This is a genomic window from Spirosoma litoris, from assembly GCF_054776755.1.
In genome coordinates this window covers 398286-416502 of the sequence record NZ_BAAHBI010000020.1, presented here as the reverse complement: position 1 = coordinate 416502, position 18217 = coordinate 398286, and the positions used below count along the sequence as shown (strand labels likewise).

9 protein-coding genes are annotated in these 18217 nt (G+C 46.3%); 7 read left to right on the top strand and 2 right to left on the bottom strand.

Annotated elements, in window-relative coordinates; all coding sequences use genetic code 11:
• The first annotated feature begins 79 nt into the window (after positions 1–79).
• Complete coding sequence (locus ACYVGR_RS13750) at positions 80–910, top strand: hypothetical protein (protein WP_460957511.1); 831 nt, start codon at positions 80–82, stop codon at positions 908–910.
• 58 nt (positions 911–968) lie between these two features.
• Positions 969–1373 carry a preprotein translocase subunit SecG gene (gene secG / locus ACYVGR_RS13745; RefSeq protein ID WP_460957509.1) on the top strand — a complete coding sequence of 135 codons (405 nt, stop codon included), beginning with the start codon at positions 969–971 and terminating at the stop codon, positions 1371–1373.
• A gap of 69 nt (positions 1374–1442) precedes the next feature.
• Here the strand turns inward: secG and ACYVGR_RS13740 are convergent, their stop codons facing one another.
• Positions 1443–2150: a hypothetical protein gene (locus tag ACYVGR_RS13740; protein ID WP_460957507.1), complete on the bottom strand. Its 708-nt coding sequence runs from the start codon at positions 2148–2150 to the stop codon at positions 1443–1445.
• A 255-nt stretch (positions 2151–2405) separates the two neighbouring features.
• Between ACYVGR_RS13740 and ACYVGR_RS13735 the strand changes: the two genes are divergently transcribed.
• The 5 genes from ACYVGR_RS13735 (at position 2406) to ACYVGR_RS13715 (ending at position 13820) form a co-directional block, all read left to right on the top strand.
• Positions 2406–2702: a co-chaperone GroES gene (locus tag ACYVGR_RS13735; protein WP_012925587.1), complete on the top strand. Its 297-nt coding sequence runs from the start codon at positions 2406–2408 to the stop codon at positions 2700–2702.
• 92 nt (positions 2703–2794) lie between these two features.
• A complete protein-coding gene (gene groL / locus ACYVGR_RS13730; protein WP_460957504.1) occupies positions 2795–4432 on the top strand; it encodes a chaperonin GroEL in 1638 nt (545 codons plus the stop codon).
• Between the two features lie 176 nt (positions 4433–4608).
• Positions 4609–5031, top strand: a complete 423-nt coding sequence (locus ACYVGR_RS13725) for a DoxX family protein (RefSeq protein WP_460957502.1) — start codon at positions 4609–4611, stop codon at positions 5029–5031.
• 93 nt (positions 5032–5124) lie between these two features.
• Positions 5125–9495, top strand: a complete 4371-nt coding sequence (locus ACYVGR_RS13720; protein WP_460957500.1) for a T9SS type A sorting domain-containing protein — start codon at positions 5125–5127, stop codon at positions 9493–9495.
• Positions 9495–13820 carry a T9SS type A sorting domain-containing protein gene (locus tag ACYVGR_RS13715; RefSeq protein ID WP_460957498.1) on the top strand — a complete coding sequence of 1442 codons (4326 nt, stop codon included), beginning with the start codon at positions 9495–9497 and terminating at the stop codon, positions 13818–13820. The genes ACYVGR_RS13720 and ACYVGR_RS13715 overlap by 1 nt, the downstream gene beginning before the upstream one ends.
• Positions 13821–14406: 586 nt before the next feature.
• On the opposite strand, the gene ACYVGR_RS13710 is transcribed toward ACYVGR_RS13715, so the two are convergent.
• Positions 14407–18141, bottom strand: a complete 3735-nt coding sequence (locus ACYVGR_RS13710; protein WP_460957496.1) for an RICIN domain-containing protein — start codon at positions 18139–18141, stop codon at positions 14407–14409.
• Between the last annotated feature and the right edge of the window lie 76 nt (positions 18142–18217).

Here is an 18217-nt window from a genome sequence, read left to right as displayed (position 1 = left end):
GATTTACGAATTACAGTTTACGATTACGATTGAAACACCTACTTTCGTAATTCGTAAATTGTAAATCGTAATTCCCTCTGTGCTTGCCCTCGATAAAGAAACATTCTCGTACTGGGTCACCCATCCCGACGACTTAACAACCACCGACTTTACTCAGTTGCAGGAGAGTCTGTCTGCCTATCCATACTGTCAATCACTGCATACATTAACCGCCAAGGCCGCTTCATTGCACCAGCGAAGTCAGGCTATATCATTTGTGCGTCAGGCAGCGGCTCATGCGCTCAGTCGTAATTCGCTCCGCAAGCTGATTGAAAATGAATTTCAGTGGTCAGATAATTTACTGACGAAACTGAATGAACTATCAGCTAAGCATGTCCCTATTCCAGAAGATTATCAACAAGAGAGCTACGCCCTTTTTAAGTCAAAAGCAGGTTTGAGTAACGCATTTCCCAATTTATCGCTCCTTCGCTTGCCAATGCCTGGCACAGGTGAACAAGAAGCAACGACCCCTACTCCAGAAGATCCAACATTAGCTGAAACCAACCTCCAGCACGAACTCACGCAAATAGCCGAGCCAGTGATTCTTCAGCCCGAACTCTCCCCAGCCGACCTTGAACGCCAACGTCAATTTGAGCTAATCGACAGCTTTATTAAGAATGAGCCTCGTATTTCACCCGTGCGAACTAAACTTGACGCACCGCTGGAGCAGGAAGATTTAACGAAACGGACTAAGCCAAGTGGTGGTGGTTTGATAACCGAAAGCTTCGCCAAAATTCTTGTAAAGCAAGGGAAGCTTGATAAGGCTCGTGAAATGTACAAACAACTTATGCTAAAAAATCCCGAAAAAAAGGCGTACTTTGTGGCAAAAATCAGCGAGTTAGAGAATACTAAGAATTCGGCAGAGGACTAAGTTTCATATTTCTCTAAATCTGTAAACGCATTAACTAAAAATTAAGCACCTTTTTTTCATGATTACGGCAACTATTGTCATCATTTGTATTATCACAGTTCTGTTAATTCTTATCGTATTAATCCAGAACTCAAAAGGCGGAGGCCTGGCTGGCGAATTTGGCGGTTTAGGCTCTAACCAACTGATGGGTGTTAAGAAAACCACCGACCTATTGGAACAAATTACCTGGGGACTTGGCATCGCTATGATGGTGCTGTCGATGGCCTCTTATATCATGGTCGACCGCAATCAGGCAGGTGGTATCAACAGTGCTAACGTAGATCGGGCACAAACCCAAACGCTTCCGGGCGCAGCAGCTCCAACGCCTGCTCCTAGTGCAGCCAATGGCGCAGCACCAAGTCAGGCAGTTCCAGGCGCTCAGACTCCAGGCGCATCAACCTCGGCTCTGACACCACAGAAATAAGCACATTCTTACCTCATAAAAATGCCACGTCTTTTCAGGCGTGGCATTTTTTATAGGCCTGTACCTAACTCAGGCAACAGCCTGTGCCAATAGTTGCTGGGCAATAGGCAATAGTGTTTCCTGAACAGGATAATTCCGCTTACTTTCCAGCATATACGTTGCCGGATTAGGCAGGTATCGATGTCGGCGAATCAGATCTAGTTTAATATTTTCAACTGTATTTACTAAGCTTTTCTGTACAGCTTCAATAAACCGAAACTGCACCAATCGTCCTCCCGGCTCCTGTTCAGAATAAAATGTCATGGAGAAATAATAGACCTGCGTTTCGGCTTGATTAGTCGCATGAATAAGCAAGTAGCCCTCCTCGGGCCGCAGTGGCAATAAACCTACGGGTGCCAGCGTCAGCGATTGAGCAATATCTGCCCAGCGCTGGTGGCCTTCGGTCAGCGTAGCCTGAAAACGAGGCAAAGCAAATTCCATAATCGCATCTACCTCAGTCATAAAGTCTGGGTCCGTTACCTCAGATTTATATTCGATTCGGGGCGGAGGTCCACTAACTCGGCTTACTCGCTTGGGGAAAGCAGCATTTAACGTACCTTTGCCCCTCGAAAAACGAATACCAGCATCGTAGTGACTGCGTAATTCGGGTAAATCAGGGCAGAGTTTGTATTCCGTAAAGTTCTGCTGAACAGCCTGTAAGTATGCCATCACGACATATTTCTGATATTCGGCATCAAGCCAATTTTGCGTAAACCAGTCAGGTTGTAATTTTTTCATAAACCAAAAAAAGTGACTTTGTGGGTGTATGATTTGGTTAATCTAAGCATTTGCTATCAAAAAACCAAATTCTATTCGCCAGGAGTATCGTCTCTGCCAAAGGAAGTTTAGCCAATGTAGCAAATGGCAGTATGTCAGGCAAAAACCTGAAAAATTGGCAGTTTAGCGCATTGGCACAGTAATTGGCGGGTCGAGAACGTCGTGTAAGTATAATACAGTACACAAACAGTTAATAACCTTAATCAACTCATTATCATGGTAGCAGAAACGGAAAGCGTTAAAGTGAACGTGAAACCGCTGGCCGACCGAGTGCTGGTAGAAGCCGCACCGGCTGAAGAAAAAACCTCGTTTGGAATCATCATTCCAGACACGGCGAAAGAAAAACCCCAGCGTGGTACGGTCGTTGCCGTTGGCGCAGGTAAGAAAGATGAGCCGCTGACGGTTCAGGTGGGAGACACGGTACTGTATGGCAAATATGCTGGTACAGAAATCACCGTTGATGGCAAAGAGTACCTCATCATGCGTGAATCAGACATTTTCGCAATCCTTTAATTTTTGTTCCAAGTTCCAAACGTTTCATGTTCCAAGTACATATGCCTCAGCAACTTGAAACCTTGAACCTGAAACAGTAATCAAACTATCAAATGGCTAAGAAAATATTTTTCGATACTGAAGCCCGTGAGCGCATTAAGAAGGGTGTTGATACCCTCGCCGACGCGGTAAAAGTTACGCTCGGACCTAAAGGTCGTAACGTTATTCTTGACAAAAAATTCGGCTCACCAACGATCACCAAAGATGGTGTAACGGTAGCGAAAGAAATTGAACTGAAGGATGCCATGGAAAACATGGGTGCTCAGTTGGTAAAAGAAGTAGCATCGAAAACAGCTGATTCGGCTGGTGATGGTACAACCACTGCAACGGTTCTGGCGCAAGCGATCTACTCGATCGGTGCGAAAAACGTAGCGGCTGGCGCAAACCCAATGGATCTGAAACGTGGTATCGACAAAGCGGTTCAGGTTATCGTGAAAAACCTGGCTGAACAAGCGCAAACCATCGGTGACGACTTCGGTAAAATCGAACAGGTTGCTACGATCTCGGCTAACCACGACGAGGAAATCGGCAAAATGATTGCCGAAGCCATGAAGAAAGTAGGTAAAGAAGGTGTTATCACGGTTGAAGAAGCTCGTGGTACCGAAACGGAAGTTAAAACCGTTGAAGGTATGCAGTTCGACCGGGGTTACCTATCGCCTTACTTCGTGACGAACACCGAGAAAATGGAAGTTGAACTGGAGCGTCCGTTCATCCTGATTTCGGAGAAAAAAGTTTCGTCGATGAAAGAGTTGCTGCCTGTTCTGGAGCAAGTTGCTCAAACTGGCCGTCCTCTGTTGATCATCGCTGAAGATGTTGACGGCGAAGCTCTGGCTACGCTGGTTGTCAACAAAATCCGTGGTGCCCTGAAAGTAGCTGCTGTTAAAGCTCCAGGCTTTGGCGATCGCCGGAAAGCTATGCTGGAAGACATCGCTATCCTGACTGGTGGCCAGGTTATCAGCGAAGAGCGTGGTTTCAAGCTGGAAAACGCTACGATCGATTACTTAGGCCAGGCTGAAAAAATCCTGATCGACAAAGACAACACAACTGTTGTTAACGGTGTTGGTCACAAAGACGATATCACGGGTCGCGTAAACCAAATCAAAGCCCAAATCGAAAACACCACGTCGGACTACGACCGCGAGAAATTGCAGGAGCGTCTGGCCAAATTGTCAGGTGGTGTGGCTATCCTCTACATTGGTGCTGCTACCGAAGTAGAAATGAAAGAAAAGAAAGACCGTGTTGACGATGCTCTGCACGCAACTCGTGCCGCTGTTGAAGAAGGTATCGTAACGGGTGGTGGTATCGCTCTGATCCGGGCTATCTCTTCTCTTGACGGCATTAACGGTAGCAACGAAGATGAGAAAACCGGTGTTAACATCATCCGTGTTGCTCTCGAATCACCATTGCGCACAATCGTGGCTAACGCCGGTGGCGAAGGTTCGGTTATCGTGAACAAAGTGAAAGACGGTCAGGGTGGATTTGGCTATAACGCTAAAAACGACACTTACGAAGATCTGTTCGCAGCAGGTGTTATCGATCCTAAGAAAGTAACCCGTCTGGCTCTGGAAAACGCAGCATCGATCGCTGGTCTGTTGTTAACGACTGAGTGTGTTATTGCTGACGAGCCAGAAGAAGCTCCAGCTGGTGGCGGTCATGGTCACCCAGGCGGTGGCATGGGCGGCATGATGTAATCTGAACCGGGATTTTCAGGATTTAAATGATTTTCCTGATTCTGTAAAACGCTCCTGATCTCACGATCAGGAGCGTTTTTTGTTTTTAGCTTACCAAAGATTGAATTCCCTTCACAGTTTAAGCCATTCCATATACGGATTTTGCAACTCACTTTCTGATAATCAATTTTATACCCATGAAAAAACTATTCTCTACCGAAAGCATTTTACAGAATAGCGGCCTGACTTGTATTCGAGTTATTGTAGGCCTGTTCCTGGTATACCATGGGTGGGAAGTCTTCGATGCCACCAAAATGAAAGAGTATGCAGTGTGGGATGTTTTCAAAGAATCAGCATCACCCTCTTTCATGGTTTATCTTGGTAAAGGCTCTGAGTTTGTTGCGGGTGTTTTTCTTACTGCTGGTTTATTCACCCGATTGGCCTGCCTCCTTATTATTGGTACAATGCTATACATTACCTTCTTTGTCGGCCACGGAAAATTTTGGTACGAAGATCAACACCCATTCCTGTTTGCCTTGCTTGCTGCAGTGTTCTTTTTCATCGGTCCTGGCAAATGGAGTATAGATGCTCTTGTTGAAGGGGTTTCTTTATCCAAATGAGCGGATCTTGCACTGTGTAAATCACTCATCAAGATCTGCATTTTGTCATTCGAGGTTTTTGCTACTTTTGCCGGCGAATACAATGGCAATAGAATGGAGAAATTTTTACGTAGAGGTTTTTGTTTTTTTTTGTGTTTAGTCTGTATCCGTCTCTCGGTCTGCGCCCAATCGAACAGTGTTAATGTTGTACAACCACCTTATAACGGAACGTGTGGTGGAACAGCCGTTCAGCTACCAATCGTAACTACGGGTGTATTCGGTGCCGACAATGTGTTTACCGTCCAACTGATTGGCGGTAGCTCGACAGCCCCAACTTATCAGGATCTTCCGACGAGGGGAAATGCGCCCACCCTTGAAATTACCTTACCAGACACAATTGTACCAAGCGCTTATCGGCTTCGTGTGCTGGCGTCGAATCCGAAAACCATAGGGCTTGCCAGTAGTTATTTTTACCCTCAGCGCAAGCCAACGGCTCGTATTATTGAGCGCCCCCTAACAATTGCCCCCTATGAAAGTGCTACAATACCCATACAACTTTCAGGCGCAGATATAACTGCTTATTATCCATACCGGGTAACAATCAATGATACACTGGTTCTTAGTAAGGACAACGTATCTTCCTTCGTTGCGTATCCAGGCAATAAAACAACTACGTATCGAATTACTAAAGTCGAAAATACTTGTGGAGAGGGTACTTCCTTTGGCCAGCAAACTGTAACAATAGCGCCTTTTGGATTGCAACTGACTTCTATTGCGCCTGAAGTGACCTGTCCTGGTACAACTGTTCAGATCGGTTTTAGTTCAAATGGGACGTTTGACAGTGGAAACCGCTTCACGGTGCAGGTCATGAATGAAAAAGGCGACTATGTCGACTTACCTACAAAAGGAGATCGGAGTCCGCTAGAGATTACTCTCCCAGCCAGCATACCAGACAATTGGGGAAACTATATTCGACTCGTATCAACAGCTCCTGCTTTAGTAAGTAACCCAATAGGAGGCCTGTATAGCAGCCGTGCGATTTCAGTATACCCTACGCCATCGGCAACTCTGGTAACGGATGTAAAAGCCATTCGATTTGGCGAAAGCGCTACATTATCTGTCCAATTGACGGGACAAAATGTCCAGTGCACGTTAAGTGAGGGTACACGGCTGGAGTATATACCGGGAGCTTATCAGCCGGTGCCCGGACAGTATAACGTAACGGTAAAACCCAGTGAATCTACTACTTATACCATTCGTTCGGCTACTGGCGCCTGCGGTCCAGTAAAAACAGCAGGAACCGTGCGAGTTGAAGTTACCAATGGAATCATTGCAGGTAAATTGGCGGATGAGCGCCCTTGTATTGGCCAGACTATTCGTATTCCTATTCAGACCAATGCCCAATTCACCACCCAGACTACGTTTCAGGTACAGATTGGAGGGAATAGCCTTTTGCCTGCTGTTTTGCAGAAAGATACTGTCGTTGCGGTGTTAACAAGTCAGGCGCTTGGTGTACCTCCAGGATTGGATGGCACTTATTACGTTGGTTCGGATGTACGAGTTATCACACAGAATCCGGCCATCATTAGCACCGTTAGCCCCAGCCGTTTTCAGGTCGGCTATGTTCCTGTATTGGCTAACATCAATTTATATACCCAACAAACCGATGGTCGATGGGATGTTGGCTATCCTTCCACACTTAATAAACCGGAGCCGATTCGGATCATGGCCGACGCGAAAAGCAACCTGCCTATAACCATTAGTTTGACCGATGGCGTACGGCAATGGCGATTCCCGGCCAATCAACTACCTAATTCGAGTGATTACCCTTACACTGTGTTTGGCGATATGCCAACGCAAAGCACGACCTATAGACTTACCGAGGTTAGCAACAAATGTGGTACACGTTCATTTGCCGATAAATCAAAGCAAGTGGTTATTAAACAGGCAGAAAATCGGCAGGTTTTAGTAAATGATCTCTCAGGTCAAATCTTTTGTGCCGGAGAATCCATTTCAATACCCTTTCAAACTACAGGTACCATTCCCGATTCGGTTCGCTATCGGGTCACCTTGTATGGGTATAGTATTTACGGATACAGTTCGTTTACGCCTGTTGTTATTGGCCGCGGGCTGAAAAGTCCAGTCTCTGTTGTACTCCCTGATGTGCCGACAGGGACGTATTCTCTACGGGTAGAGGCCGAAAATCTGACACTAACCAGTCGGGATGTATTTTTAACGCTCCATAAAAAACCTACAGCCACAATAATGCCCGGCACCACCGAAATCATCGCAGGAGAGTCGACGGCGATGACGGTGGGAGCGAGCGGAGGACTTCCTTACACGTTGCTTACGGCTGAAGGAAAATCCTTTACTATTACCGATTACGACGTCAACTCACCTAATTACGATGGTCGAGCTACTATAGAAGCAAAACCAGATAAAACAACAACTTACCAACTAAAAACGATTACGAATACCTGTGGCACAACAGACCTATTCGAACAGCGTACAATAACGGTAATACCGTATCGACTCTATATTACCCTACCGGGCAACCCTGGTAACTACACTACGTCAACTCTAGAACAGAGAACCCCTACTTGCCGGAGCGGATTACTCTCTGTTCCATTCGCCACAATTGGCGGTGTACCAACTGATGAGATCTTTGAGTTACAGATTTCTAAGGGGAACGGTGCCTCCTTTGCAACAATACCACTAATCTCAACGAGTAACCCACTGGTAGGACGATTGCCCGATTCATTTACTGCAGATCCTTATGGCTACTATCAGGTACGGGTTGTTGGCCGGAATACCGGAACCATCAGCCAGACGTCTGCTGGGTTTCGGGTTTACGAAACACCGACAGCCAAAATTGCGCTTCAACCGGGTAGTTCTTCGGTAGCTGACCCGACCGTAACCATACAGGTAAGTGTAACGAATGGCGATTACTTTACAACCTACGGTATTCGCAATTATGAGCCAGATTACTCAGGTACTTACGCGAATACACTCTCAGCACCTAATGGAACCCTATACACCCTGATTCCCCGCCACAAAACAACCTATTCGCTGGCATTTGTACGAAATGGTTGCGGCTACGGAACAGTATCGGGCGAAGCAACAGTTACTGTACGGCCAACACTCAGTATAACCACACCTGCACCTGGTTTGCAACAACTAGTCTGTGCCGGAAAACCATTGAATGTTAGCTATACGACCACTGGTGACTGGGCAACGGGGGTCAACGTTGTGGCCGAACTGCTTAGTCCAGACAACTCAAGTCGTGAGTTAAGCCGTACAACTGCCCCACAAGGAACACTCCCAATTACGCTTCCTGCGGATTTAGTACCAGGTGATTATACCTTACGACTCCGTTCAGTTGATCCAGCCCTTAGCGCATCGATAGCCCTCCGGATAGCCACTCCGGTAACGGCTCAATTAACCGGCAATCTTGTTATCAACGCAGGACAGAAAGTCGTTGTCAAACCGCTGATCAACGGAACATTTCCGATTACGTATCGCCTGTCTAATGGCTCTGTTGGTACATGGCAAACGGGAACACCTACTATTGAATTAACACCCGGCCAGAGTGGTATATATACCCTTGCGTCAACCAGTAATATCTGTGGAAACGGCTCAACAAGTGGCTCACTGACAATTTCAGTGAATCCATCTAATTCCAGGTTCATTACAACCGATCGGGTGAGTGGCAGGCTATGCGGTGGCGATACTGTGCTGGTTGACTATACGGCAGTCGGAATCGGCAATAACACGCTATCCGTCCAGCTTTCCGACCGTACTGGTGAGAACTATTCACTAGTTCCAACTCTTGGTCAAACCAGTCCACTGCGAGCTATACTGCCCGCTGGCTTACCCGGAGGGGTTAATTATCGCTTTCGGGTTACAACTGCCGATCCGACAGTAGCCAGTTCAGTACTACTATCGCCGATAACAGTTCAGGAAAAAGCAACAGCATCTATTTTTGGACCACCTTTTATTACTCTTGGTAAACCTGTTAATCTGACCATTAGTGTAACTGGGTCTGTACCGGCCTCTGTTACGCTGGGCCAGAATGGAAGTACTCCCTGGAATTGGCAGGTTACCCAACCCGAAACGATTATGACCATACCGGCCTCTTCGTTACCAACAACATTTCAATTGCTGGGCGTTGGGAATGACTGCGGTCCTGGTCTCATTCAGGGTACGGGTATTTTACGCCTGGAGTTGATAACTGCTTCAGAACCTACCGGACCGCTCATTCAGGTTTTCCCAAATCCGGTGAGTCAGGACATTTTTATTGAAAACTTGCCTACAGCACCATCGGAAATTGAGCTTTGGTCGACAGATGGTCGACTCATTCGACGTAAAATGTACTCGCCAGCCAAAGCAGTTTCCTTGTCGGTCAATGACTTGCCAATGGGAATTTATATTCTTCGAGTTAACGTAAATCAGACAACATCGACGTATCGATTGTTAAAACAGTAATGATTAGATTCCTGCTCATCTTGTGTAGCCTCCTATTGATCGGAACGAGCTACTCCCAATCAATTTACGTAAATCCGGGCCGAAACAGTTGTTTAGGGGCACTGGCGTCGGCTAGTTTTGGAGCTAATGGAGTTGTGTTTTCGCCTGATAATCAATTTATAGTAAAGTTAGAAAGTACGAATAGTATTGTCAGCAGAGAACTGTCAGCTACGGCGATTTCCAGTACGACTCTTCAGTTTCGCTACCCAACTGATATTTCACCTGGTCAGTACCAGATTATACTCCGTTCATCGAATCCAGCGATGACCTCTTTTCCCGGTGAGCCAGTTCTATTAGCGTCAAGACCAACAGCCAGCATTCGGGCTGTTCAGAAAACTATAGTAGGTCCGTTTGAGCCAATACCAATTGAGTACACATACAGTGGGCCATCTAATGCCAAAGTCACACTGAACGATGGAACAGTTATTCCAATCAGTTGGCTTTATTACATATCTCCCCAAATGACCAGTACGTTTTTAGTCAGAGCGGCCGAAAGTACTACATACACCATTAAATCGGTTACAACGGAAGCTTGTGATAACGGCATAGGTAATGGAGAAGTACCTATACGGGTTAGTCCAGTTGGATTACGACTACTGTCCTTATTACCAGCCCAGATATGTGCGGGTAGTCAATTTCGGATTGCCTATTCGACCAGTGGATCGTTTGAACCGGGCAACCGGTTTACTGTGCAGGTGCGTACCTACCTGGATAGTCTGGTAACCCAGTTTCCAGCCGAAGCGACACCGAATGGGCTAACCGCTGTAATGCCAGAATCGACACCTCCATCTGATTATTATTCGATCACCGTTATTGCCGATAAGCCAAACGTTGTCAGTAGGTTGGGAGGGCTTGTAGTACGCAAAAAGCCAGCCATTCAATTAACCAACAGCACAATTAATATTATGTGGGGAGCAAAGGCCGAATTACCTATGCTGGCAACAGGTAAAGACCCCATTCTTATTACCTTAAGTGATGGTACCGTGTTAGATCGTCAGCAGTGGCATTACTTATATAATCCTAATGAGGCCGTTGAAAGTCGGTTCTCCTATACCGTTTCGCCCACAGAGACGACTACCTATCGGGTACAGTCATTCTCAACGGGTTGTGGTAGCGGCCCGGCAACGGGAGCGATTACAGTACGCGTTGGACCGGGACTAAAAATCAGTTCGCCTGGTAATTTAACGGCTTGTAGTGGTGCCGATTGGCAAGTTCCCGTAACCATCCAAGGAACGTTGCCAGCCTCCAATCGACTTTCGGTACGAATAGCCTATGCCCAAATAGCCTGGCCTTACAAACTAGATACGCTGCTGGTTCCAGCCTTAGTAACTGACGGCATGTTACGATTTGCAGTACCCAGGTCGATATCCGGCCAAACTACATTTCGTATAGAAGGTACAGAACTGGCATCGGCTTCCGATTGGACTATACTGATGGTTCAGACAATTCCCCAGCTAACGACGTTTCAGATCGACGAATCGAATGGACAGAAATCGTTACGGCTGGTTTTTAGTGGAATCATTCCTGTCACATTCAGGCTAAACGACGGAAAAACGGACGTAGCCATGCCACCACCGACTGCATTTGGGTATATACTGCCTCTTAAAGGATACCCAACATCGACCTTTAGTGTGTTAAGCATGTCGAATGTTTGTGGGATAGGCGTTGTGAGTCAGCAGCCAATTTCTTACGAAAACCCCAACCCGCTACGTATCCGCCTTAGTGATTCCAATCCTCGCTCAGGGTGCATTGGAACCAGTGCCAGTATCGCGTTTGATGTGACTGGAGCCGCAACCGCAACAACAGTCTATTCAGTCCAGTTAGGAACGTTCGATTACACGACCAGGCAATTTGTCGTACAACAGACGATTGGCTCAGGCACACAAAGTCCTGTTCAGGTAACACTAGGCAAAGACGCACTTCTCAATGGTTTTATCCGGATCGTTACAACCGACCCGCTGGCACTAAGTGAGCCGGCCTCGTTTCCGATACAAAATCCAGCCACTGCCTCCTACTACCCAAATGGGCGAACGATCCCCTTACTTTATGAACAGATTGACTATCCTACGAGTTTGGGGGTTTCCGGTGGTCAGCCATTCGATATCACCTTTACCAATGGGAAAGATTTTCGGAAAGTATATCGCTTTGAAAACAATACCTTTCCCTTGATTGAATTTTCGGCACCTGGCAATTACTACATAGAGTCTATTCAAAATGGGTGCGGTACTGGCACAATCCGATCAACGGATACATTATTTGTTCGACCGTTTAATATTGTGACAAATTTGAAGGATTTGGGCGTTTTTTGTGCGGGTGCACTCCTAAGTGTACCCTTCACAACAAAGGGAGATGTTCCGGCAGATGCCACATTTTCGGTTCAGATAAGTCGTCGCCGAACGGATGGTTTTTATGATCTCCCTTCACTAGACTCTCCTTATCCCGGTGAGCTATTGGTACGCTTACCCGACACACTTCAACATTCAAACATATGGCTCGGTGGCAGTTCGATGCCTAATAATTCTTACTACATTCGGGTCGTTTCGAAAAACAAGAATGTTGTGGGTGGAGTAGCACCCGTACAAGTCTACATGCGCCGAACGGTTGCCGTGAACTTGTCAGCGTCTGGCGAGCCAATATATGACCCGGCTCAGGGCGCTGCTCAACTTCTGCTTGGTGCTAAAGGTAGTACACCTTTTTTTGCTTATATGGACAACCGTTCGTATGCCAGTGCAGGAGATAGTGAGGTCGATCAATCCTACTCTAATGATAGGGATACGGACGAAACAGTTAAATCGATTGGAGTAACGCCTACTTATAAAACAACGTATAGCCTTCGTACTACTTTTAATCAGTGTGGATATGGCTCTGCAACTGGGCAAGTCACGGTAAAGGTTAAAGCAAAAATCAACCTATTGCTTGGCACTTCTTATATATCTGGCGTTTGTGCGGGTGGTTTACTATCGATGAGGGCAGATATATCAGGAGATTTTGAGTCTGGCAATCAGATACGCATTCTGTTGAGTACTTCACAGGAAGCAACACCCAGATCGGATGATCAAGAATTGGCACGTCTGGATTCTATAACCGGGCCGTTGCAGGTCCGCCTACCGGCTAACTTAGTGACTGGAACTACGTATTACATCAAAGTCGTGAGTACACGGCCGGATAATGTAGTTAGTAATGCGGAGTCAATCCGAGTTGTTCAGGCTGCAGCGGCAAGCCTACATGGGAACACAGTCATCAACAGTGGAGAATTAGCATATATCCGGCTAAACATATCGGGCGGAGGCCCTTATCAGTATGAATTATCAACTGGACAAATTGGCTATTCGAGTGAAGAGGGTTATGTAAACGTAGCCGTTCAACCGAATCAGTCAACGACGTTTACACTTAAATCGGTGCAAAACGCTTGCGGTATCGGCCAGGTATCTGGGAGTGCAACTGTTGATGTGTTACCACCCAGCTCTGTTACGTTATCGTTGTCTAGATTATTTCTGACGAACGTTTGTGCGGGCAACCAGATACAGGTGCCACTTATCATTAACGGATCTAGTGGAGGATCACAAACATATCGTGTCCAATTATCTGACCCATCAGGTTTGGCATTTCAGGATATACCAACCATTGGTGAAGCCAGTTCACTAACCGCAACAATTCCCCTAAATACACCTACAGGCAATACATATAGGCTACGTGTTCGATCCCTGGAATCAAACGCTGTAAGCTCAGCAAACCCCTTCCCTATTACGGTTCGCTCACCAGCTGGAGCGACCCTGCGCGGGCCGTCTTATTTTGAGACAGGGAAACCTGCTAGTCTAACCATCGATCTAACGGGTAGTGCTCCCTGGACTATAGCACTGCGAGATTCGCTACAGACCGTTTATTTAGCCACAGGCCTCAACCCCTATGTTTATACTGTTTATCCCAATCGCTTGACAACTTATCGACTGACTAATGTTTCGAATTTCTGTGGAGTTGGCACGGTCGGATCACCAAGTATCGTTCAAATTGGTTTATTAACTCCACTCGAACAGCCCGCTAATGAACCGGCCATTCAGTTGATACCAAATCCTGTTATCTCTGTGTTGCGTATTCAATATGATCAGTCCATTCAAATAAAAATACTACAGATCACAACTAGTCAAGGCGTAGTGATGGGTGTATTTAGCCCTCTTAAACACCTTAATCGTTTTGAAGTGAATATACAATCCTGGTCTGCTGGCGTGTATCTCATTCGATGTGAAACGGATAAGGGAATTTGGGAAGGTCGTATTGTGAAACAGTAAAGCCAGACAAACTATTTAAAATATGGGCTGGGTAAGTGCTCGATTACGCCAGCCTTTCTCACTATAAATATTTGTTAAGCAACAACTAGTTCATCTATTCGGAACAAGAGCCTACATATGGAGCATATCCCAGCAAACATAGCCTAAGGAAACCTGGTTTCGATTCAAAAAAGCATCCCGGCTGGAGAAGTAAGGGCAGGGCGAAAATTGACTTATCCTGAAGCTTTCAATAAACCAGAAATTGTCAGAAAGCGGCTTAAATATGTTACTGCAGCAAACAACTAGTATATTTTATTTTAAAAATCGCTAACATATAGGCAAACAAAAAAGCCAAGCGAGATACTCTCTTGGCTTTCTGATTTACTCAACGTTATGAAAAACTTTTCTTTTCGACACAATTATAAAACAAATTTATCAAAAAATTATTCCCTGATCAAAAAAAAATTTCTCCATATACACAAAACATTGACTTTCAGTATATTATAAAAATAAATTAAGTATTAATAACCAAGTATTTTTATTAGCCTATTCGACGGTCGAGTCACAAGCTGGCTAAAAATAGAGGTCCCCAAACGCTCAGTCCAACTTATCGAGCAATGAGTAGCCGATGAGTAAAATTCCACATACTTCCGGACTGTATTCGGATTAGGTAGAGCCCATTTGACAAATCTGCAACAGATAAGCGATGTGTTGTACTACCGTCCACTTTAAGCGTTTCTGATCGCACCAATTGGCCGGTTGTGGAAAGCAAGTCGATTTGAACAAGCGAATTGTCCAAACGGGGCAAGTCCAAGTTCACGTAAGTCTGTGCCGGATTTGGATAAACGCTCACGACAGGTTCGTACTCAGCACCGAGACGTCCACCACTAGCTGTTGTACAACCCACTGTTTCAATTTTCCAGTACTGTACGTATGATCCGCTCGCGGCATACTGAATAACCTGACCTCCTTCATCCTGATTCGCAATATCCAGCAACATATTCGAATGAACAGCTTTCAGTGTCGAGTAGCCATCACCTCCCGTCTGAATAACCCATTTTTGATTATTGGCGTTGGTATTTGTCGATTGAACAACGCTCGCCCAACCCTGCGTTGACGCACTTTGTACCGCAAGCACTTTTCCACTATGAATCGCGGCAAGCTGATAGGTATTCGTTGCGCCTGTTGGTCGAAGCTCCCATTTTTGCCAGGGCTGATCGCTATAGGTCTGTTGTTTAATGGAGGCTCCGTCTGATGTTAATGCCCCTTCTACGCCTAACACCTTCCCACTCATCCGGTTCGTAACTTTATAACAGGTCGTAGCCGACACGGGTGGCGTAGCTGTGGTGGTACTTGAACAGCCAGTGGTTTCAATTTTCCAGTACTGAACATACGATCCACTAGCCGAATATTGAATAACCTGACTGCCTTCGTCCTGATTCGCAATATCCAGCAACATATTCGAATGAACAGCTTTCAGTGTCGAATAACCATCACCATCTGTCTGAATAACCCATTTTTGGCTGGCAGCATTCGTGTTCGTGCTCTGCACAACACTCGCCCACCCCTGCGTTGAAGCACTCAGAACGGCAAGCACTTTCCCACTATGAGTTGCTGTGAGTTGATACGTATTCGAGCCCAGTGATTGAAACTTCCATTTTTGCCAGGGTATATCGACAAAGGTGCGCTGCTTAACTGAAGCGTCATCGGTCGTTAAGGCACCTTCTACGCCTAACACCTTATTACTAATCCGATTCGTGATCTTATAACACAAAGCAGGATCGAACTGGCCCGGTGTTGACACCGTACCGGTTGTTAAACTAACCTCTACACCACCAGACCAGGCATTACCCGCCCGTGTGTAAACCCGAAAATAATACGTCGTTTGCGGACTTAAATTCGTAACTGTCATTGCGGTCGCTAGCCCACGATAAACGACTTTCCCTCCTTCTATAGCCGACCCGTTTCCTTGAAAATCAGCATTAGCCGTGTAACTAGTGCCTGACGGTCGATCTAAAAAACTACTTCCCGCCCGAACAGCAACCAGCACTTCATCGAAAGGAGCTGTTGGGTAATTCCAGGTCAGACTAGTGCTGGTTGTACCGGATAAAACCGCCTTCAAATTTTGTACTGCCAGATTCAACGACGCACAATCCGGGTAAATCTTAACGGAATCCATAGCGGTTAATCCGCCATTATCGGTAACCTGCACCGTAATCATGTAGTAATAGGTATTGCCATCGCATCCTACAGGCGAAATATTCACGCTGGGTGATACAGCAGCTATGGCTGGTTCTACATGTTGATGGTTGTTATGCCGAAGCGTCACTTGCCAGCTGTACGCTAAACTACTAATGGCCTCATCGGTGACAGTGGCTTTCAGTTGATAAGTGCTTTCCCGGTCGAGTGGGTACAGACTACCATTGACAGGGCTAGTGATCTTAACCGTTGGGGCAGTATTGTTTAGCGAAATAATGATCTGTTGATTAGCCGTTAAACCCTTTGTATCGGTTACGGTTAGTTGCACGGTAAACCCCTGTGTCCCTGTTCCCGAAAATACATGACTCGGATTGGCCGTCGTAGCTTTTGTACCATCACCAAAATCCCAGGCATAGGTGAGTGCATCGCCGTCGGGGTCACTCGAGCCATCGCCCTTAAATTGTACCGTTAACGGGCTCGCTCCTTTTGTTTTATCAGCCGATATGACAGCAACTGGCGGCTGATTAGTCCCATAACTAACTTTCCGTATCTCTCCGTTATTGATATTTGTATAGTAAAGTCCTCCATCCAACGGGTTATATTCCAGATCCACAACGCCATTGGTGCCACCAGCCGGAATAAACTCCTTCACATCCGTAATAGTCCCATTGCTACCTAGTGTGGCTGCTTTAATCCAGTTAGCACCATAGTCGGCAAAGTAGTAAAGGTTACGGTAAGCTGCAGGAAAATTGGTGCCTGGGTAGTAAGCTCCTCCAGTTGAACAGTTGCCTTTAAAAGGCGTGCCTGTTACTGAGGAGCCAGCTGCCCCCACCAAAGCGGTAGTTGTACTAGTGGCTGTCAGTTTCGGGGCACGGGCTATATTGGCATTATGATTCCAATCTAAAGCGGGCACACTGTGCACATAGCGCCGTTGCAAGCCAGGTAAAGCCTGACCGCTACAAGGATTTGTCACCGTAGTGGTTGAACTAGCAGCCTGTTTGAGCAGATTGGCAAAGGTGAGGTAAGGCTTATTACACGTATTGGATGGATTCGGCTCATCCTTATTTTCAAGCGTTTGAGCGGCTGCGTAATACGAACTATTTTCCAGAATGCCTTCAAAAATAGGCCAGCCCGCATTTTCGCCCCCCTGTCGAATCAGATGCATATCCTCCCAGGTATTCATGCCAACATCACCAACGAGCAAGGTGCCAGGGTTTCCGCTGGCTGGATTCGTAGTGCCCGTTCCGGGTTGAATACCCATCCGATAGGGATTACGAAAACCAAGAGCCCACACCCTTGAAGCCGCCGAACGTGGGCTAGTTGCGTTATAAAATGGATTACTGCTCAGACCATCGCCCGTGTTGGGGTCCAGCCGAAGGATTTTCCCACAAAGGGATGTAATCATCTGTGCACGAAAAGCGCCTACATTTTCATTCGTCCGTAGAATTCCATCATTAATGGCTGTTTGCCAATAAGTCTCACTGGCGCTGCCTTTATCAGTAGAGCTATAACTAGCATTATCCCCCGTCGATACCAATAATGAACCATCAGCTCCAAACAGAATGGTGCCACCCGCGTGTGATTCATGCGTTAGGGGTACACCTGTTGACTTAGTTTCGCCAAGTAACACTTTGCGGCTGCTCAGGTCAGTCGATAGTACGTTGTTCGTTGTAGTAACTTTGTAACGCGTTACCCGGCTTATTGTGGCATTGTAATACTCATCTTTTGTGGCACTATACGAGGCTGTACCAAAGTAAAGTAGATGATGGCGGTCGACCATGTAGTAAAGGTAAATCAGACCGTTCGTGGCAAAGTTTGGATCGAGGCATAGGCTCGCCAAACCAAAATCGCGCCAGTTACCTACCTCTTCGCTAATGTCCAGAACAGGCGCCGTCTGTTTTGTGTATTGAGTGCCATTCCAGGTAGATACCCAAACGCGACCCGCTTTATCCCAAACAAAGAGTTGCTTTCCATCGGCCGAGAAAATAGTGCCCATTGGCGTTGTATAGCCATTCTGCACTAAACTGTTGTTAAAACCTGTTGGCAGCGATTGAGCCAATGTGCGTACGCTCAGTAACGTAAGTAGTCCAGCCATGATCAATGTAAATCGTTTGGCTGAATGGTTCGTAGAGGAATTCTTCATAAGCTTTATTAAAAAATAGGGTTAGGGCAATAGGCTTCCACTACCCCGAAAAAACGGGGTATGCACATGAAAGAAT